Origin of the sequence: Enterobacter sp. WCHEn090032, from assembly GCF_003986875.1 — a bacterium.
Lineage (GTDB): Bacteria > Pseudomonadota > Gammaproteobacteria > Enterobacterales > Enterobacteriaceae > Enterobacter > Enterobacter sichuanensis.
Genome location: NZ_RXRN01000004.1, coordinates 199,305 through 217,661 on the forward strand (window position 1 = coordinate 199,305; position 18,357 = coordinate 217,661).

Consider the following 18,357-nt stretch of genomic DNA (forward strand, 5'->3'; position numbering starts at 1 on the left):
GCAGGATGTGTCGTCGCTATGTCAATTCAGAAAATCGCTCAGCTGGCCGGGGTCTCCGTGGCGACGGTTTCCCGGGTGCTCAACAACAGCGATACCGTGAAAGCAAAAAACCGCGATCGCGTCCTGCAGGCGATTAAAGAGAGTAACTACCAGCCCAATCTGCTGGCGCGCCAGCTGCGCACGGCCCGCAGCTATATGATCCTGGTGATGGTCTCGAACATTGCCAACCCGTTCTGCGCCGAGGTGGTGAAAGGCATCGAAGAAGAGGCCGAGAAAAACGGCTACCGCATTCTGCTCTGTAACTCTGGCTCTGATATCGAACGCTCCCGCTCGGGCTTGAGCCTGCTTTCCGGCAAAATCGTCGACGGCATTATCACTATGGACGCCTTTTCGAAGCTGCCGGAACTGGCCGCGCTGATAGGCGCTGCACCCTGGGTACAGTGCGCTGAATACGCCGATGCCGGGACGGTTTCCTGCGTGGGGATTAACGACGTCGATGCGTCGCAGCACGCCGTCAGCCAGCTTGCTGAAGGTGGCCGCAAGCGCATTGCCATGATCAACCACGACCTCAGCTATAAATACGCCCGGCTGCGCGAGCGCGGCTACAAGAGCGTGATCCACCTTAAAGACCTGGCGTATCAGGCGGTTGAGTACGCAAGCGATCTCAGCTCCCGCGCCGGAATGGCCGCCATGCAAAATCTGCTGAAGGAAAACCCGCCGGACGCGGTATTTGCCGTTTCCGACACCCTGGCGGCAGGGGCCTTGCGCGCTATTCAGCAGGCGGGGCTGCGCGTGCCGGAGGATATTGCAGTGGTCGGTTTTGACGGCACCGAGCTGGCGGACATGATTTCGCTGACGACCATCGAACAGCCGTCGCGCAATATCGGGCGCAAGGCGGTCGATCTGCTCTTAAATAAGATCGACAACCCGGATGCGCCCACGGAAAGAGTGATGATGGACTGGCGCTTTATTTCCCGCGCCAGCACCTGATTATCTGGCAACAGCGCCTGCCAGCGAGCGAATATCGTTCCCGGTCGGCGACTGGTGAATACGCAGACCAAATTCATCCACCACCGCGAAAATATGGTCGAAGATGTCGGCCTGAATCTCTTCATATTCTGCCCAGACCACCGTATTGGTGAAGGCATATATTTCAATCGGCAGGCCGTTAGCATCCGGCGCCAGCTGGCGCACCATTAATGTCATATCTTTACGAATCCGCGGATGGTTGCGCAGATATTCATTCAGGTAAGCGCGGAAAGTGCCGATATTGGTCATCTTGCGCAGGTTTAATATCGATTCCCCTTCACCGTTCTGCTGATTCCACAGGTTAATCTCCTCATGACGCGCGGCCAGATAAGGCTTCAGCAGCTTCGCCTGAATGAGTCTCTGCTGCTCCTGCTCGTCGAGAAAATGAATGCTGGTGGTATCAATATTCAGGCTGCGTTTAATGCGTCGCCCGCCGGAGGCAGACATGCCGCTCCAGTTGATAAAGGCGTCGGAGACCAGCGCCCACGTCGGAATGGTCGTAATCGTATTATCGAAATTGCGCACCTTAACGGTGGTCAGCCCGATGTCCGTCACCGTGCCGTTGGCACCGTATTTCGGCATCTCCAGCCAGTCGCCGAGCTTGAGCATGTCGTTGGCCGAGAGCTGAATACCCGCCACCAGGCCCAGGATAGGATCCTTAAACACCAGCATTAAGACCGCCGCCATGGCCCCCAGACCGCTGATCAGAATCGCAGGAGACTGGCCGATGAGCAGGGAGATAATTAAGATCCCCACCAGAATGGCGCTCACCAGCTTGATGCCCTGGAAGATCCCCTTCAGCGGCAGCTGCGACGCGGTGGCCATTTTCTGCGACAGATTGAAAATCACGTCCAGCAGCGAGAAGAAGGCGAGGAGGGCATACACCATTACCCACAGCTTTGCGCAGGTGGTCAATATTTCCGCCGCTTCGCTGCCTTTTTGCAGCCACAGCACCGCCTGGACGTTGACAATAATCCCCTGAAGGGTAAAGGCCAGACGGTGAAATAATTTATTCTGGGTGATGATCTGCAGCCACAAATGGCTGCTGGCCTGCGCGCGCTTCTCAAAGGCCCGCAAGACAACTTTGTGCAGAATAAAATGAATGATAATGGCGGTAAGAAAAATAATACCAAAGATGATGACTAATGATGTGGTGGGGGTAATTTCGATCCCTAACTCTTCTACCTGAGCAATTAATTCCTGCATAACGTCTCCTGTATTGATGCAGCCCCATAATGGCGGCTGCGGATCTATTATGCAAATTCGCGGCTTATTTGGTGGCCTGGCAGGTTTTCACCACGGGCAGAGACAGGCGATGGCGCATACGTAACGTTGCCAGCCCCAGAACGATCATCATGACAGTTTCCACGGCCAGGAAGACATTAATCGCCTGAGTGTAATCCCCGTGATGGTGTTGCAGCGCATGCAGCAAAATCGCCCCAAAAATGGCCGGACCCAGCCCCAGCGCGGCCTGCTGCAGCGTGCTCAAAATGGCGCTCGCCGCCCCGGCATCGTCAGGCTGAATATCGCGCATCCCGATGCGGTAGAAGCTGTTTACGATCAGCGCCTGTCCGTAGCCCACCAGCCCGGTGGCGGGCGCCAGCGTCAGCGCGGTGTTATTCATACCCCACAGGTGGAACGTCACCATCAGCGCCAGCAGGCCGGTAATCTGGATCGCCAGACCCGTCAGCAGAATGGTGCTGGTGCTGTAGCGGGCAATCAGACGCGGCGCGAACCACGCGGAAATAAAGTAGGTCACGCCCAGGGCGATAAAGCTGTTCCCCGATTGCCACGGCGCCATCCCCAGACCGGTTTGCATGGTGAGCGCCATACAGAACATAAACCCGGACCAGACGCTGAAAAAGAGCATCGCAATCAGGATGCCAAAGCGAACGCTGCGAAGCGAAAGCAGGCGCGGCGGGATCAGCGGATGGGCATTCTCACGCTCTTTTTTACGGGCATTCAATACCATCAGATAGCCCAGCGGGAGGATGGCAAACAGTGCGGCCTTCAGCGGCCAGGACCAGTGCCACTGGGGGCCAAGCGCCATCGGGAACAGCAGGCAGCAGAGAATGACCGCCAGCAGGACAGTGCCCGCCCAGTCAATGCGCGCAGGCGTTTCTCGACGGGTTTCCGGCACGAAGCGGCGGCTCAGCGCCAGCACCACCAGACAAATCGGGACGTTGATAAAGAAGGCGTTACGCCAGCCCAACCCGGCGATATCCGCCGACACCAGCCAGCCGCCGCCCATCTGCCCGACGATAAACGCAATCCCGCCGATACCGCCAAACAGGCTGATGGCTTTGGCGTGGGCGGTGCCTTTCAGCGTGACGTGCAGCGTGGCAAGAATTTGCGGCATGATAAGCGCGGCCCCCGCGCCCTGAACAATGCGCGCTGCCAGCAGTTGTTCAATATTCCCCGCCATCCCGCACAGCAGCGAGGCCAGGCCAAAGCCTGCCACGCCCCACATAAACAGGTGACGGCGGCCAAAGTTATCCCCGAGCTTGCTACCGAGGGCGAGGCAGACGGCAAAGGCCACGCCGTAGAGGGCGACAATCAGCTCCAGCTCGGTGGCGGTCGCATGCAGTGAATGGGTGATGGCGTCCAGCGCCACGTTGGTGATTGAGGTGTCTATCATCGGCAGCATCTGGCCGGTTAACAGCAATATCAGGCCCGCGCGACCCGGTGAAACTACTGACGTATTCATGGTAACTCCATTGCGTCATTCAACAGATGGTCGTAGCATCAACCATCTGATAAACGGGTACCAGTTCTTGCTTATACTGGTACTGGCACTACCATGCAGGGGGATTTATGGCCTTGATGTCTGAACCCGTCGCCTCACATCAGGATGACACCCGAAAACAGCTGGGGGCATTTTTACGTGCCCGTCGTGAAAGTCTCGATCCACAGCGTCTTGGCCTGCCGCGCAGCGGTCGACGCCGTACGCCGGGTCTGCGCCGGGAGGAGGTGGCAATGCTCGCGGACGTGGGGGTGACCTGGTACACCTGGCTGGAGCAGGGGCGGGACGTCAATCCCTCCAGCGCGGTGATGGCCGCTATCGCAAAAGCGCTGCAGTGTACCCCAACCGAAGCCCGGCACCTGTTTGTGCTGGCAGGGCTGCCGCCGGGTGAAGCGCCGCAGGCGGTCTGCTGCGAGGGTATCAGTGAAGGCACGCGCCGCCTGCTGGATACGCTGATGCCGAAACCCGCCAGCATTCAGAAACCGAACTTCGACATCGTGGCGTGGAATGACAGCTTTGGACATCTGATGGGCGTCGATTTCAATGACATCCCGCCGGAAGACCGCAACTGCATCTACCTGTTTCTCACCCATCCGGCGTGGCGCGCGCGTCTTGGCAGACGCGACGATGTGCTGCCCATCTTTGTCTCCTACTTCCGCGCGGCGATGGCCGAACACCGGGGCGATCCGCTGTGGGAGGCCAAACTGGCGCGCTTCTTTGCGGTGTCGGAGGAGTTTAAAACGTTGTGGCACCAGCGCAACGACGTGCGCGGCGTAGAGAACCAGCTCAAGTTGTTTACCCATCCGGAGCTGGGGGACTTTACGCTGCAGCAGATGTACTGGTACTCCGCGCCGCGAAACGGGTCACGGCTGCTGGTGTATCTGCCGGTGGATGAGGCGGGGGAGCGGGCAATGGAATGGCTGGCGGCGCAGGGTAAATAAGTTTTTTGCGAGAGGCTTTCAGGGAATAAGATCCGAATCTGCTAAGTGGAGGAGTCAGGTGTAATGTGGGGGTTAACTTAAACCAATCGACTGAATCGACATCATTTCGATGAGGTGTTAAGTCGTCTATACTCACGCCATGAGAAACCACCATGTCGCCACTGATGATTGATTCCGCAGATTTCAGCCAAAAATTAGGCCTTATCTCCCGAAACGTCGAACATACTGAAGCGTTTCTTGCGCGAGGCACGGTGGATTTTCATCTGCCCGGATTTATGCTGCCTGAGGGATATCGCCTGTTAAAATCGCGCTACGGCGATGAATACCGTCTCGTAACCACCGACGATGGAAAACCTTATACCGCGTATGCGGTGAAGTTAACGTTCCATAAAGAAATTACGTTTCCTCACGGCGCAGCGACACAGGTTATGGTCTGGCGTACGCCGCGCGCTGTCCATCAGCGTGTCATCAGTGGATTACCACAATCCTTCTTTCAATGGGTGTTAAGCGAATACGACATTGTTGTGTCTGACAGTGAGCAAACCGGAGACGGTCAGCGGTTTTGGTTACGCATGATCGACTGGGCGTTCAGCATGAATTATCGGATAAGCGTGGCGGACGGTACGGTAGGAGAAGAGTGGCATTTAACACCGGTGAGTTCATACGCCGAGCTGGAAGAGCGCTGGATTGCGTTTGCCTGGGGATACGATCGCGATGTCCATCCACATCGCAGGTTAGTCATCAGTAAAGCGTAACGGGCCGCATAGCGCGGCCCGTGTTAATTAGCACTCTGTCACAATCGTGCTCAGCGGCAGGCGAGATTTTGGCAGCGTGGCGTTGAAATCTTCCACGCTGTGGTGTCCAACCGGCACCACCACCAGGCTGGTGAAGCCTTTTTCTTTCAGACCAAACTCTTCATTGAGGATCGCCGCGTCGAAACCTTCAATCGGTACCGCGTCCAGGCCCAGCGCAGCCACGCCCAGCAGGAAGTTACCGACGTTCAGGTAAACCTGTTTCGCCATCCACTGGTCGTCATCTTTCAGATCCACGCGGTGCATATCGGCAAAGTAGTGACGGCCTTTGTTATTGGCTGCTTTCGCTTCCGGCGTGGCAAAGCGACCATCAGCCTCTTCCTGATCCACAACGCGTTCCAGCCAGGCGTCATCCATCGCGGTTTTCGCGCAGAACACCACCACGTGAGAAGCATCGAGCATTTTGCGTTCGTTGAACACATAAGTACCCGCGGCAGATTTCGCTACGCGCGCTTTTCCTTCCTCGGTGCTGGCCACAATAAAATGCCACGGCTGGGAGTTGGTGCTGGACGGGCTGTACTGCAGCAGGGTTTTGATTTTTTCCGCTTCTTCAGCGGTCAGTTTTTTGGCTGGGTCGAACGCCTTGGTGGAGTGGCGTTTCAGGGCGACAGAAATGATATCCATAACAACTCCTGGTGATGAAATTCGCCCGCGTGCGGGCGCGAAAGATGAGCAGATTACAGCGGGACGTGGAAAAAGATAAGTGCAATTCGAGCGCTTAATCTGTTCGTCTCAGACGAACAATCAGGCCGGCCTGATCCACTTCTGGTCTTTTTTCGGCAGTTTATCCACCACCAGATGCCAGGAATCCGTAATCAGGTCGGTCACCAGTTCTGGCGTGACGTCGTCCGTACCGTAGAGGGAGATCCAGTGCTTTTTGTTGAGGTGATAGCCCGGTTCAACGCCGCGATAGATCTGCTGATTTAACAGCGATTTTTCCGGGTCTGACTTCAGGCTGACGTGCGGCCGCCCGTGCGCGACCGCCACAATCATGAAAATTTTTCCGCCCACTTTAAACACGTCAAATTCTGGCCCAAACGGCCAGCCGTGTTCGGTAAAGGGCAACTCCAGCGCCACGCGTTTGGCGTGCTCCTGCAAGGATTTACTCTCCATCGCTCTCTTCCTGGGCAAGCCCGCGCCACATCACCTCAAAGCCGAGCGCTTTAAATTCGACGGCGCGGGAAGGATCGCGGGTGGCAAATTCCATCGTGGATTCGGCCAGCGATAAGAACAGCGCATCGCCGAACGTTTTGAACTCATCAGACATAAACACCTGACGCACCGAGCGACGGCAAAGTTCATGCAGCTCCGGGAACATCTCTTTCACCGCCTGTTCCGTTTCGGCGCTCAGCTTTTCACTGACGCCAATCTGGCGGATAGCCGCATGGGCAACCGGGTTACGAATTCCCCAGTCCACATAGCTGTTCCAGATATTGCGGGTATGTTCTTTTGGCAGCGTGATGGTGCGATCGAGGTTCGCCAGCATGGTCTGGCAGAGATCCTGCTTCAGATGCAGATAGAGGGCATTCAGCAGATCGTCTTTTGTAGCAAAGTAGCGGAACAGGGTGCCTTCGGCGACACCCGCCTTACGGGCAATGAGCGCCGTTGAGGCGGCAATACCTGACTGTGCAAATGCCACCGTTGCGGCTTCCAGTAAGGCCTGTTTTTTATCTTCACTCTTCGGACGTGCCACTAAATTTTTCCCCCTGTCAATGATAAAAACCCTGATTGAAACACGTGCTTTGACCCGCTGCAACGCGGAATGTCAAAGATCGAAAACGTCTTGACGACTTTCTCATCACATCTATAATGAGTGCTTACTCACTCATAATCAAGTTTACCCCGCGCAAACTATCGGATGGGGCGCGTTTTCGGGTCAGGATATGAAAAAACCTCTCTTCATCTGCGTGGTGTTAATCATGATTTTAGCTTCAGCTGCGAGTTTACCGTGTGTTCTGAATGCCGGATTTGGCCAGCCGCCGCAGGGTGAGCAACTGACGGCAGTGGAGGCCTCCCCCCAGTATCGTGAGGGGAAATTCCACAACACGCTGCCGACGCCGGGGTATAACGGCGACAAAAATATGCTGGTCGCGATGTGGGATTTCCTGACCAAAAAAACCGAAAACGCACGCCCGGCCCGGCCGCTTCCGCTGGTAAAAACCGACCTTGCGAGCCTGCCGCTGGAGCAGGAAACCCTGGTGTGGCTTGGCCACTCCTCGTGGTACCTGCAGCTGGCGGGCAAACGCATTTTGATTGACCCGGTACTCGGCAACTATGCCGCACCGTTCTCGTTCCTCAATAAAGCGTTTGCCGGCGAGTATCCGTGGCGGGCAGAAAGCATGCCGGAGATCGACCTGCTGATTATCTCGCACGATCACTACGATCATCTGGATTACGCCACCATCAGGGCGTTACTGCCGAAGGTGAAGCGCGTGGTCACGCCGCTGGGCGTCGGCTCCCACCTGCGTTACTGGGGAATGAACCCCGAGATTATCGACGAGCGCGACTGGAACCAGTCGGTGCGCATCAGCGATGAGCTGACGGTGCACGTTCTGCCGGCGCGTCACTTCTCCGGGCGGGGTATCAAACGCGATCGCACCCTGTGGGGCAGCTTTATGTTCGTCACGCCGGAACAGAAGGTTTACTACAGCGGTGATTCCGGCTACGGCCCGCACTTTAAGGCCATCGGCGAGCAGTTTGGCGAGGTGGATCTGGCCATCATGGAAAATGGTCAGTACGACCAGGACTGGAAGTACATCCACATGCTGCCGGAGGAGACAGCGCAGGCGTCGGCGGATCTTGGCGCCAAAGCCGTGGTGCCCGGACATAACGGACGCTTCGTGCTGGCGAAACACGCCTGGAACGACCCGCTGATCCAGTTGGCCAACGCCAGCAAGGATCAAAATTATCGGCTGCTGACACCGGAACTGGGCGAGCCCGTCCGGGTGAGTGACACCACGCAAACATTCCGTACGTGGTGGGAATAATGTTTAAGCGAGAAGCAGAGGGGGAGAGCAGTATGACCATTTCCGCTCAAGTCATCGACACTATCGTCGAATGGATCGACGACAACCTGCACCAGCCATTACGTATAGAAGAGATTGCCCGTCACGCGGGCTACTCGAAATGGCATCTGCAGCGGTTGTTTATGCAGTACAAAGGGGAGAGTCTGGGACGCTATATCCGTGAACGCAAGCTGCTGCTGGCGGCACGCGATCTGCGTGAATCCGACGCCCGGGTATACGATATCTGCCTGCGTTACGGGTTTGATTCGCAGCAGACGTTTACCCGCATCTTCACCCGCACCTTCAACCAGCCGCCTGGCGCGTACCGCAAAGAGAACCATAGCCAGACACATTAACCTGTCGTGTGTAGGCCGGGTAAGGCGTAGCCGCCACCCGGCTTTTTTGCTTAAGACGCCAGTGAAAACCAGCGGCGCCAGACGAAACGCAACACGAAGAATTCGATCGCCCCGAGCAGTAAAAACCACACGCAGAACAGAATGGTGTAAAGCTGGTTAAGGTCGACCATATGAAAGGTGGTCACCAGCTTCTGCGCCAGCACCAGCCCAAGCGAGGGCGCAGGGAGCAGCAGACATGAAAGCAGGGCCAGCAATAAAATGCCGCCTGCCGTGAGCAGCGATTCTAACGGGTGTTTCATCGTAATGTTAATCGTCAGTTAAAAATGTCATTGTCCGGCATCCCGGATCGTAAAGCAATATCAACCCGGCAGACGTTTTTTGAATAAATGAACACGCTCTTCTGCGTATAAATAACAAAAAAAGTATAATTCATTGGCAGCGATAAGATTATTGCCGCGTAATGTCAATAAACGTCTTTATCAGGAAAATAATTTTACAAATATATAGGTGCTATATCCAATTAACGTGGCAATAACAATGGCCGCGATAACGTATAACACCAGTCGGCGTCCGCGATAAATACCCCACATGGTTCCCCCCTCGTTTAGTATTGGTTTAGAAATATTTTGTAAAAATCAGGCCGGAGAAAGCGTTTTAATCAGTTTTGAATAACCGAGATGTCATTATATTGCGGTAGATCAATTTTATCCGCAACACGTTAACATCAATTTATTTTAGCCCGAAAGGAATTCAGGCTTCTGTTCACCGGATAGTGAAGGAAAAATACGATGACCGAAAAAAAAATGTCCCCACACGTGCCACCTTCCGGCGGGCTGGCATACCAGCAGACCGTAGAACAGGTGCTGGCTCACGTGCAGAGTCAGGCCAGCGGTCTGGAGAGTGCAGAGGCGCAGGCGCGTCTGCAAAATGTGGGGCCGAACGCACTGTCGGAGAAAAAAGGTAAACCCGCCTGGCTGCGTTTTTTGGCCCATTTTAATGATGTCCTGATATATGTTCTTCTTGCTGCCGCAGTATTAACGGCAATAATGGGGCACTGGATTGATACGCTGGTTATTCTGGGCGTGGCGGTGATTAATGCCCTAATTGGCCATATTCAGGAAAGTAACGCGGAAAAATCCCTGAAGAGTATTCGCAATATGCTCTCCAGCGATGCGCGCGTTATTCGTAACGGCAGTCACGAAACAATCCCCACAGCTGAAATAGTTCCGGGCGATATTATTGTGTTACGCGCAGGGGATCGTATTCCGGCGGATATGCGTTTAATCGAGGCGCATAATTTACGCGTGGAAGAGGCAATTCTGACCGGCGAGTCCACCGTTGTGGATAAACACACCGATCCGCTGAGCGGCGAATTGCCGCTGGGTGACCGCACCAACCTGGTCTTCTCTGGCACCACCGTGAGCGCAGGCGGGGGCGTCGGTGTGGTGATTGCTACCGGCGAGGAGACTGAGCTCGGCCACATTAACCAGATGATGGCGGGTATTGATAAGCACCGCACGCCGCTGCTGGTGCAGATGGACAAGCTGGGTAAAGCGATTTTCGCCATTATCCTCGCCATGATGGCCGCGCTGTTTATCTTCAGCCTGGCGTTCCGCGAGATCCCGATGGCGGAGCTGCTGCTCTCGCTGATTAGCCTGGCGGTGGCCTCCGTACCAGAAGGTCTGCCGGCAATTATCTCCATCATCCTCTCCCTGGGCGTGCAGGCGATGGCGCGCAAGCGGGCCATTATCCGCAAGCTGCCGACGGTGGAAACCCTCGGCGCGATGACCGTGGTCTGCTCGGATAAAACCGGTACCCTGACCATGAACGAGATGACGGTCAAAGCCATTATTACCGCGGACGCCTGCTACCGCGTGGACGGCAACAGCTACGAGCCGGTGGGTAACATTTATCTTGAAGGCAGCGATGAGCCGGTAAAAATCCAGCCGGGCACCGTGCTGGAGCAGTATCTGCGCACCATCGATTTGTGTAACGACAGCCAGCTGATTCAGGACGAGCGCGGTCTGTGGAGCATCACCGGTGGACCAACCGAGGGGGCGCTGAAGGTGCTGGCGGCGAAGGCCAACCTTGAGCCGGTGATGGCCACGCTGGTGAACAAGATCCCGTTCGACTCGCAGCACAAGTACATGAGCACCCACTACCAGATCGGCGGTGAGGGGCAGATCCTGCTCACCGGCGCGCCGGACGTTATTTTCGCCCTGTGCGCACAGCAGCAGACCCGTCACGGTGTGGAAGATTTCAACCGGGCGTACTGGGAAACCGAGATGGAGCGCTATGCGTGTCAGGGGTTGCGCATGGTTGCCGCCGCCTTCAAACCGGCGAACGTTGAGAAGACGCTGACGCACGATGACCTGAGCCACGGCCTGATTTTCCTCGGCATCGCCGGAATGATGGATCCGCCGCGTTCGGAAGCGATTGATGCAATTAACGCCTGCCAGCAGGCGGGGATCCGCGTGAAGATGATCACCGGCGATCACCCGCAGACGGCAATGAGCATCGGCCAGATGCTGGGGATCGCCAACAGCGAGCAGGCGGTGACCGGCTACCAGCTGGAAAAGATGGACGATGCTGAGCTGGCTGACGTGGCGGTGAAGTATGACATCTTCGCCCGTACCAGCCCGGAGCATAAGCTGCGCCTGGTGAAAGCGTTGCAGGACAAAGGCGAAATCGTCGGCATGACCGGCGACGGCGTGAACGATGCCCCGGCGCTGCGTCAGGCGGACGTGGGCATCGCGATGGGTATCAAAGGCACGGAAGTGACCAAAGAGGCGGCGGACATGGTGCTGACGGACGATAACTTCGCCACCATCGCCAGCGCGGTGAAAGAGGGGCGTCGCGTTTACGATAACCTGAAGAAGACCATCCTGTTTATCATGCCGACTAACCTCGCGCAGGGGCTGCTGATTGTGATTGCGCTGCTGGCGGGGAACATTATTCCGCTGACGCCGGTGCTGATCCTGTGGATGAACATGGCGACCTCCGCCACGCTCTCCTTCGGCCTGGCCTTTGAAGCCGCCGAGCGCAACATCATGCGCCGTCCGCCGCGTCAGACCGGGCAGCACGTGATGGATGCCTACGCCGTCTGGCGCGTGGCCTTCGTCGGCACCATGATTGCCATCGCCGCCTTTGCGCTGGAAGCCTGGCTGGCCCCGCGAGGCCATAGCGCGGAGTTCATTCGCACCGTGCTGCTGCAGATGCTGGTCTGTGCCCAGTGGGTGTATATGATTAACTGCCGCAACACCGACGGCTTCTCCCTGAACCGCGGCCTGTTGGCGAACAAAGGGATCTGGCTGGTGACGGGCGTGCTGTTCCTGCTGCAGGTGGCTATCATCTACCTGCCATTTATGCAGATGCTGTTCGGCACCGAAGCGCTGCCGCTGCGCTACTGGTTTGTGACCCTGGCGGTGGCGGGCGTGATGTTCTTCGTCGTCGAAATTGAGAAGCGGCTGACGCGCAGGTTCCGGAAGGGGGGGTAACCTTTTGCCCTCTCCCGGAGTGCTGAGGGATCCCCACAAAATAATGCCTGCACAGACGCCTCCCTTTCCCTTTGGGAGAGGGCTGGGATGAGGGGGAACATACGGCTGTAGTGGTCATTCCGTTCACTTTATCAACTATCAACGCCATAAAGCAGACTGGTCGTTTACGGACTCGTCGCCCACAGCTCGCAGTGTTTCTGCACCAGTGAAATAAGCGATCCGCCGTCGGCGATAAAGTCGCGCATGCGCTGCGCCTCGCTCTTGCCCTGCTTTAACAGCAGGGCAATTTCATTGATTGCGCTTGTCGCGCCGAGCTTCTCGGCCGACGGCGCAACCTGCTCCAGCAGCCAGGCGATATCCTCCGCCACGGTTTTATGCTCGCCGGTATGCACATCCGTCAGGATACCTTCCAGCCCATAGCGACAGGCCTGGAAACGGTTAAAGCGATAGAGCAGAAAATCCTTTTCCTGATGCTTATAAGGCCGCGTGGTCAGCAGCCAGTGGGATGTCGCCTGAATCAGCCCGGCGATATTAATCGCGTGGCCGAGAGTCAGCGGCGTATCCATCACCCGCACCTCCACGGTGCCAAAATGCGGGCTGGGGCGAATGTCCCAGTGCAGATCTTTAATGCTGTCGATCATGCTCGTGGAACTAAGGCGGCGGAACAGCCCTTCGAACTCCTGCCAGCTGTTGACCCACGGCATCTGACCGTTATCCGGAAAACCCGAAAAGATATTGAGCCGCGACGAGGCAAATTTCGTGTCCGTGCCCTGCATATACGGCGATGCCGCCGCCAGGGCGATAAAGTGTGGCACAAAGCGCGACAGGCCGTGCAGCAGATAAATCGCGTCATCCCCGGTCCGACAGCCGACATGCACGTGCTGGCCGAACACCGTGGCCTGCAAAATCAGATAGCCAAAGCGCTCCAGCGTGATGTTATAGCGCTCATCGTCACACACTTCCTGACGTTGCCACTTCTGGAACGGATGCGTCCCGCCGCCGCAAATCTGGATGTGCTGCTCCGCCGCCGCGCGCAGGATGCTCTGCTGCATCATCGAGAACTGCGCCGCCGCCTGGTCGATGTTCTGACACACGCCGGTAGCGATTTCGAGCATGCTTTCGGTGATATCGTGCTTCACTTCCCCGCCTTTGATGTCGTCTTTGACGGCGGCAATAAGCGCGGAGGAGTCCTGGCTCAGATCGTAGCCTGGCGGATTCACCACCTGCAGTTCCAGTTCGATGCCAAGGGTAAAAGGTTCAGAGGATTTGAAATCGGGTAAAGGCATGGCGCACTCCGTTGTCAGTAGAGTGATGAGTATAGACAACGACGTGGCGCTCACTTTTCAGGGTGGTATAACTGTTAGCAGGCTTAGCGAAAAGGGGAGTTCACCATGTCTGACAATCCAGTGATTGCGCTACTGGGGCCTGGCGCAATTGGTACCACCATTGCCGCGGTGCTGCATGACGCGGGCCGCACGCCGCTGCTGTGCGGACGCACCGCGCATCCTGAACTGCGCTTGCGCGACGATGAGGGGGAAACGGTTGTGCCCGGTCCGGTATTAACCGATCCGACCGTCATCGCGCGCCCGGCCGATCTGGTTTTTGTGGCGGTAAAAACGACGCAAAATGCCGACAGCGCCGGATGGCTGCGCGCGCTGTGTGATGAAAACACGGTGGTCTGCGCCCTGCAAAACGGCGTTGAGCAAAAAGCCCAGCTTGAGCCGTGGGTCAACGGCGCCACGGTGCTGCCGTCGGTGGTCTGGTTCCCGGCCCAGCGCGAGCCGGATGCCTCCGTATGGCTGCGCGCCAGGCCGCGACTGACTCTGCCGGACGTGCCGCAGGCAAAACGGGTGGTGGATGCGTTGCAGGGGACACGCTGCGCGGTTGAACTCTCGGCAGACTTCTCAACGGTGGCCTGGCGCAAGCTGCTGCAAAACGCCGTTGCCGGGCTGATGGTGCTGGCCAACCGCCGCGCCGGCATGTTCAGACGCGAGGATGTCAGCGAACTGGCGCTGGCCTATCTGCGCGAGGGGCTTGCCGTCGCCCGCGCCGAAGGGGCGACGCTGGATGATGAGGTCGCACAAGAGATCCTGGCGAACTTCCAGCGTGCGCCCGTGGATTTAGGCACCTCGATCCTCGCCGACCGCCAGGCGGATCGCCCGCTGGAGTGGGATATCCGCAACGGCGTGATCCAGCGCTACGGCCGCAAACACGGTATTGCGGTGCCCATCAGCGACGTGGTGGTCCCGCTGCTGGCGGCGGGGAGCGAGGGGCCGGGCTAACGGCCGCTGTTTTTGCGTTCGGTGAGGGCTGGCGTGTGGCAATAATCTGGGGATAGTCAGCCTTAAACACATATGCGAAACTTACCGCTTCTGAAAAAATGTGGTGGGACCCGCTCAATGTCAGAACAACATTCGCAGTGCCTGTTCAGTGAAGGACAGATCACCTTTCCTGAGGGTTATCAGGATCGTACCGTCAACGTCTTCGCGCCGCCTGCGGCGGATGCGCCGGCGTTCAACATCTCCCGCGACGCCCTCAGCCCCGGCGAAGCGCTTGCCGCGTATATCGATCGCCAGCTCGCGCTGATGGCAAAACACATCAAGGCCTGGAAGCAGGGTGAGCGCAGCGCCGCTACGCTTGGCGACAACCTTTCACAGGGTGAAATTGTCCATGCCAGCTACCTGCGCGACGGGAAACGCATCTGGCAGCAGCAGGCCGTCTTTAATACCAACAGCGATAAAGTCCTGGTCTTCACCATGACCTGCACCCGCGCGCCGGGCGATGCCGACAGCGCGCTGTTTGGCGAACTTCTCAGGAGCTTCCGCTTCCACCATTAACTTCAGGGACCGTTGTTATGTTTGAAGCAGCACGCGTAGGTGATGATATCGGCCACTCCGGTGCGCTGGCCGGAATGATTGCCGGAACGATTGTCGGTGGCCTGATTGCCGCCGCCGGGGGCATTCTTGCGGGGGCCATGTTTATTGCGGGCCTTGGCGCATCCTGTCTTGGCGTGGGCGTCCTGCTCGTCGGCGCCAGCCTGGCCGTGGGGTATTACACCGGGGAGCTGGCGACCGCCGCCCGGGACAGCATCGCGGATGCCGGGGCATCCAGCATGACGAAGAAAGGCGTCATCACCTCCGGCTCGCCGAACGTGTTTATCAACGGTAAACCCGCCGCGCTTGCCACCGATAGCACCGTCGACTGTTCTGACGACGGCTCGCAGCAGATGGCCGAAGGCTCCAAGCGCGTCTCCATTAACAGCCAGCCAGCCTCCCGCATCGGGGATCGCACCACCTGCGACGCGAAGGTCATGACCGGTTCGAATAACGTCATTATCGGCGGCGACCCGCAGCAAACCCTGCCCATTCAGTCTGAAGTGCCCGAGTGGCTCTATAAAGTCTCCGATCTGACCCTGCTGTTCGCCGGGCTTATCGGCGGCTGGGGCGGGGCCGCTGGCAAAGTCGGGGCGCTCTCTAAGCTGCTGGGCAAAATCCCCGGCATCAACAAGCTGGCCCGTATCGCCTGCCGCGCCGGCACGCTGATGACCGGCGTGGCGGCCGCGGGGATTATCGCCCGCCCGGTGGATATCGTCAGCGGACAGAAGTTTCTCAGCGGGGATGATGAGCTGGACTTCGTCCTGCCTTCCCGTCTGCCGGTGCGCTGGCAGCGCTACTGGCGCAGCGGCAACCCCGGCGACAGCGTGCTGGGCCGCGGCTGGAGCCTGTTCTGGGAAAGTCGCCTGGAGGCGTATCAGGACGGCCTGGTGTGGCGCGCGCCGTCCGGCGATTACGTCGCCTTCCCGAAAGTCCCGAAAGGGCTGCGCTCCTACTGCGAAAGTGAAAAGAACTGGCTTGAACATCATCAGGACGACAGCTGGTCGGTGTATGACGTCAGCGGCGAGCGCTGGCACTATGCGCCGCTTAAGGATGATGCTCCGTCGCTGCTCCAGCGCATCTCTGAACCCTGCGGCAACGATATCCTCTTCGAGTGGAATGCGGATAATACCCTGCATGCCCTGACCGACAGCGCGGGCCAGCGAGTGGTCTGCCGCTACGATCGTGACAGGCTCCTCGGCGCCTGGCTGGATGACGAGATCTGTCTGGTCAGTTACGATTATGATGAACAGCGCCAGCTGGTCTGTGTGACCGGCCGGGGCGGTAGCGTGCGCCGACGCTTCCGCTGGCAGGACGGGCTGATGAGCGCTCACGAGGACGCCAACGGCCTGCTGAGCGAATACCGCTGGCGGGAGATTGACGGCCTGCCGCGCGTGGTCGCCTTCCGCCACAGCGGCGGCGAACAGCTGACGTTCGAATACGATTTTGATAACGGCACCCGCCGTGCGACCCGCGATGACGGCGCGCAGGCGCACTGGCTGGTGGATGACGACGACAACGTTGCCCGCTTCACGGATTACGACGGTCGCCAGACGACGTTTGTCTACCGCGACGGCGAGCTCTGCGACGTTATTCTTCCCGGCGGTGCGATGCGCCGCAGCACGTGGGACAAATACGGCCGCATGACCAGCGAGACGGATCCGGCGGGCCGCCGCACGGAGTATCACTGGCATCGCCTGACCGACCGCATCACCCGCACGGTATACCCGGACGGCACCTCATCGCAGGCCATCTACGACCTTCGTGGTCGCCTGCTGTCGGAAACCGACCCGGCCGGTAGCACCACCGCGTATCGCTATCCCGATGATGAAGAAAACCTGCCGGAGAGCATCACCGACGCCATCGGCGGCGTGGTGCGCCTGGTCTGGAACCACCAGGGGCTGCTGACGCAGCGCACCGACTGCTCCGGCAGCGTCACCCGCTTCACCTACGACCGTTTCGGGCAGTTGATTGCCAGCGAGGATGCGGAAGGGAACATCACGCGCCGGGAGTGGAGCCGCGCCGGGCTGCTGAGCGCCGTGATCCATCCTGACGGCAGCCGCGAGTCGCTGGTGTGGAACGAACGCGGCCAGCTCACGGGCTGGCGCGACCCGCTGGAAAGCGAGGTGAGCTGGGCCTACAACGCGCTCGGCCTCCCGGTCAGCCTTACCGACCGTATTGGCCGCGTGCGCCAGTGGAGCTACGACCCGCGCGGTAACCTGCTGCGACTCGATAACGGCAACGGGGCGGAATACCGCTTCACCTACGACGCCGTGGGCCGCCCGCTCAGCGAAACGCGCCCGGACGAGACCGTGCGCCATCTGGAATGGGACGCGCGAGGGTTCCTCTGCGCGCTCGAAGAAAACGGCCGACCTGCCGCCGACGGCGGCATCGCCCGTCGCGTCCAGCAGTTCAGCTATGACGACAGCGGGCTGCTGATCGGGCGCACTCAGCGCCACGCGGAGTACCGCTACTTCCGCGACCTGAGCGGCCAGATCACCCGCATCCGCCGTACGCCGACGGCCGAAGGCGTTGCCCTGGGTATCGAAAGCGATGAGATCGATTACCGTCACGACGCCGCCGGGCGCGTGCTGAGCGAGTCCGGCATTAACGGCGAGGTGGGCTACGAATGGGATGCCCTGAGCAACCTGACCGGCCTGACCCTGCCCGGCGAGCAAAAGCTGGCCTGGCTGCACTACGGCTCCGGCCACGTCAGCGCCATCCGCTTCGGGCAGCAGCTGGTGACTGAGTTCACCCGCGACCGCCTGCACCGCGAGGTGCGCCGCACCCAGGGCGCGCGCGAGCAGCTCCGCCAGTATGACAGCCTCGGCAGACGCACCCTGCAGCGCAGCGAGCTGAGCACGGACGTGACCCTGCCGGAGCAGGCGCTACTGGAACGCCTGTATCGCTACACCGCACGCGGCGAGCTTTCCGGCGTCAGCGACACCCTGCGCGGTGAGGTGGACTACGGCTACGACGCCGAAGGGCGTCTGCTGAAGCACTACGAGGCCCGACAGGGGCACAGCCGCGCGCAGTTCAGCTACGACGCAGCGGATAACCTCGCGGCCAATGACGATGCGGTACCGGTCACGGATAACCGC

16 protein-coding genes are annotated in these 18,357 nt (G+C 58.6%); 9 read left to right on the forward strand and 7 right to left on the reverse strand.

The features are described from left to right. Positions 1–18 precede the first annotated feature (18 nt). Complete coding sequence (locus EKN83_RS05400; RefSeq protein ID WP_045286101.1) at positions 19–990, forward strand: LacI family DNA-binding transcriptional regulator; 972 nt, start codon at positions 19–21, stop codon at positions 988–990. On the opposite strand, the gene EKN83_RS05405 is transcribed toward EKN83_RS05400, so the two are convergent. Together EKN83_RS05405 and EKN83_RS05410 are read right to left on the reverse strand one after the other, a co-directional pair. Then, on the reverse strand, positions 991–2,235 hold the full coding sequence (locus EKN83_RS05405; protein WP_025759530.1) for a mechanosensitive ion channel family protein: 1,245 nt from the start codon (positions 2,233–2,235) through the stop codon (positions 991–993). It lies immediately after the preceding gene. A gap of 64 nt (positions 2,236–2,299) precedes the next feature. After that, complete coding sequence (locus tag EKN83_RS05410; protein WP_126800478.1) at positions 2,300–3,736, reverse strand: MFS transporter; 1,437 nt, start codon at positions 3,734–3,736, stop codon at positions 2,300–2,302. A gap of 107 nt (positions 3,737–3,843) precedes the next feature. On the opposite strand from EKN83_RS05410, the gene EKN83_RS05415 reads away from it, so the two are divergent. Beyond that, a complete protein-coding gene (locus EKN83_RS05415; protein ID WP_025759533.1) occupies positions 3,844–4,713 on the forward strand; it encodes a helix-turn-helix transcriptional regulator in 870 nt (289 codons plus the stop codon). A gap of 152 nt (positions 4,714–4,865) precedes the next feature. Next, positions 4,866–5,468, forward strand: a complete 603-nt coding sequence (locus EKN83_RS05420; protein WP_045286098.1) for a hypothetical protein — start codon at positions 4,866–4,868, stop codon at positions 5,466–5,468. A 27-nt stretch (positions 5,469–5,495) separates the two neighbouring features. On the opposite strand, the gene nfsB is transcribed toward EKN83_RS05420, so the two are convergent. The 3 genes from nfsB to EKN83_RS05435 form a co-directional block, all read right to left on the reverse strand. Beyond that, the gene (gene nfsB / locus EKN83_RS05425; protein WP_126800479.1) at positions 5,496–6,149 is read right to left on the reverse strand and encodes an oxygen-insensitive NAD(P)H nitroreductase; all 654 of its coding nucleotides are present in this window, start codon (positions 6,147–6,149) and stop codon (positions 5,496–5,498) included. Between the two features lie 120 nt (positions 6,150–6,269). Beyond that, a complete protein-coding gene (locus EKN83_RS05430; RefSeq protein ID WP_126800480.1) occupies positions 6,270–6,638 on the reverse strand; it encodes an MmcQ/YjbR family DNA-binding protein in 369 nt (122 codons plus the stop codon). Next, entirely contained in the window at positions 6,628–7,218 is a 591-nt protein-coding gene (locus EKN83_RS05435) for a TetR/AcrR family transcriptional regulator (RefSeq protein WP_059386507.1), read from the reverse strand. Before EKN83_RS05435 ends, EKN83_RS05430 begins: the two co-directional genes overlap by 11 nt. Before the next feature lie 190 nt (positions 7,219–7,408). On the opposite strand from EKN83_RS05435, the gene EKN83_RS05440 reads away from it, so the two are divergent. Both EKN83_RS05440 and EKN83_RS05445 read left to right on the forward strand, forming a co-directional pair. Next, a complete protein-coding gene (locus tag EKN83_RS05440) occupies positions 7,409–8,512 on the forward strand; it encodes an MBL fold metallo-hydrolase (RefSeq protein ID WP_126800481.1) in 1,104 nt (367 codons plus the stop codon). 32 nt (positions 8,513–8,544) lie between these two features. Then, complete coding sequence (locus EKN83_RS05445; protein WP_010428317.1) at positions 8,545–8,886, forward strand: RamA family antibiotic efflux transcriptional regulator; 342 nt, start codon at positions 8,545–8,547, stop codon at positions 8,884–8,886. Between the two features lie 50 nt (positions 8,887–8,936). Here the strand turns inward: EKN83_RS05445 and EKN83_RS05450 are convergent, their stop codons facing one another. After that, entirely contained in the window at positions 8,937–9,185 is a 249-nt protein-coding gene (locus tag EKN83_RS05450; protein ID WP_025759543.1) for a DUF1158 domain-containing protein, read from the reverse strand. A 489-nt stretch (positions 9,186–9,674) separates the two neighbouring features. On the opposite strand from EKN83_RS05450, the gene EKN83_RS05455 reads away from it, so the two are divergent. Beyond that, positions 9,675–12,383 carry a cation-transporting P-type ATPase gene (locus EKN83_RS05455; protein WP_126800482.1) on the forward strand — a complete coding sequence of 903 codons (2,709 nt, stop codon included), beginning with the start codon at positions 9,675–9,677 and terminating at the stop codon, positions 12,381–12,383. A 164-nt stretch (positions 12,384–12,547) separates the two neighbouring features. Here EKN83_RS05455 and EKN83_RS05460 read toward each other — a convergent pair whose 3' ends face one another. After that, positions 12,548–13,669: a YbdK family carboxylate-amine ligase gene (locus tag EKN83_RS05460; RefSeq protein WP_126800483.1), complete on the reverse strand. Its 1,122-nt coding sequence runs from the start codon at positions 13,667–13,669 to the stop codon at positions 12,548–12,550. Positions 13,670–13,774: 105 nt separating this feature from the next. Here EKN83_RS05460 and EKN83_RS05465 point away from each other — a divergent pair, with 105 nt between their 5' ends. The 3 genes from EKN83_RS05465 to EKN83_RS05475 form a co-directional block, all read left to right on the forward strand. Next, positions 13,775–14,665: an oxidoreductase gene (locus EKN83_RS05465; RefSeq protein ID WP_126800484.1), complete on the forward strand. Its 891-nt coding sequence runs from the start codon at positions 13,775–13,777 to the stop codon at positions 14,663–14,665. Positions 14,666–14,782: 117 nt separating this feature from the next. Continuing rightward, positions 14,783–15,220, forward strand: coding sequence for a DcrB-related protein (locus tag EKN83_RS05470; protein ID WP_025759547.1), 438 nt, complete (start codon positions 14,783–14,785; stop codon positions 15,218–15,220). A 17-nt stretch (positions 15,221–15,237) separates the two neighbouring features. Beyond that, positions 15,238–18,357, forward strand: a 3,120-nt coding sequence (locus EKN83_RS05475; protein ID WP_126800485.1) for a PAAR domain-containing protein, incomplete at its 3' end; no start/stop codon positions are given.

Excerpts from the sequence above, each read along its gene's own strand:
- EKN83_RS05440 (WP_126800481.1), top strand. The coding sequence starts at position 7,409 with ATGAAAAAACCTCTCTTCATCTGCGTGGTGTTAATCATGATTTTAGCT.
- EKN83_RS05415 (WP_025759533.1), top strand. The coding sequence starts at position 3,844 with ATGGCCTTGATGTCTGAACCCGTCGCCTCACATCAGGATGACACCCGA.
- EKN83_RS05460 (WP_126800483.1), bottom strand. The coding sequence starts at position 13,669 with ATGCCTTTACCCGATTTCAAATCCTCTGAACCTTTTACCCTTGGCATC.
- EKN83_RS05465 (WP_126800484.1), top strand. The coding sequence starts at position 13,775 with ATGTCTGACAATCCAGTGATTGCGCTACTGGGGCCTGGCGCAATTGGT.
- EKN83_RS05450 (WP_025759543.1), bottom strand. The coding sequence starts at position 9,185 with ATGAAACACCCGTTAGAATCGCTGCTCACGGCAGGCGGCATTTTATTG.
- EKN83_RS05470 (WP_025759547.1), top strand. The coding sequence starts at position 14,783 with ATGTCAGAACAACATTCGCAGTGCCTGTTCAGTGAAGGACAGATCACC.
- EKN83_RS05455 (WP_126800482.1), top strand. The coding sequence starts at position 9,675 with ATGACCGAAAAAAAAATGTCCCCACACGTGCCACCTTCCGGCGGGCTG.
- EKN83_RS05445 (WP_010428317.1), top strand. The coding sequence starts at position 8,545 with ATGACCATTTCCGCTCAAGTCATCGACACTATCGTCGAATGGATCGAC.
- nfsB (WP_126800479.1), bottom strand. The coding sequence starts at position 6,149 with ATGGATATCATTTCTGTCGCCCTGAAACGCCACTCCACCAAGGCGTTC.
- EKN83_RS05420 (WP_045286098.1), top strand. The coding sequence starts at position 4,866 with ATGTCGCCACTGATGATTGATTCCGCAGATTTCAGCCAAAAATTAGGC.
- EKN83_RS05400 (WP_045286101.1), top strand. The coding sequence starts at position 19 with ATGTCAATTCAGAAAATCGCTCAGCTGGCCGGGGTCTCCGTGGCGACG.
- EKN83_RS05410 (WP_126800478.1), bottom strand. The coding sequence starts at position 3,736 with ATGAATACGTCAGTAGTTTCACCGGGTCGCGCGGGCCTGATATTGCTG.
- EKN83_RS05405 (WP_025759530.1), bottom strand. The coding sequence starts at position 2,235 with ATGCAGGAATTAATTGCTCAGGTAGAAGAGTTAGGGATCGAAATTACC.
- EKN83_RS05430 (WP_126800480.1), bottom strand. The coding sequence starts at position 6,638 with ATGGAGAGTAAATCCTTGCAGGAGCACGCCAAACGCGTGGCGCTGGAG.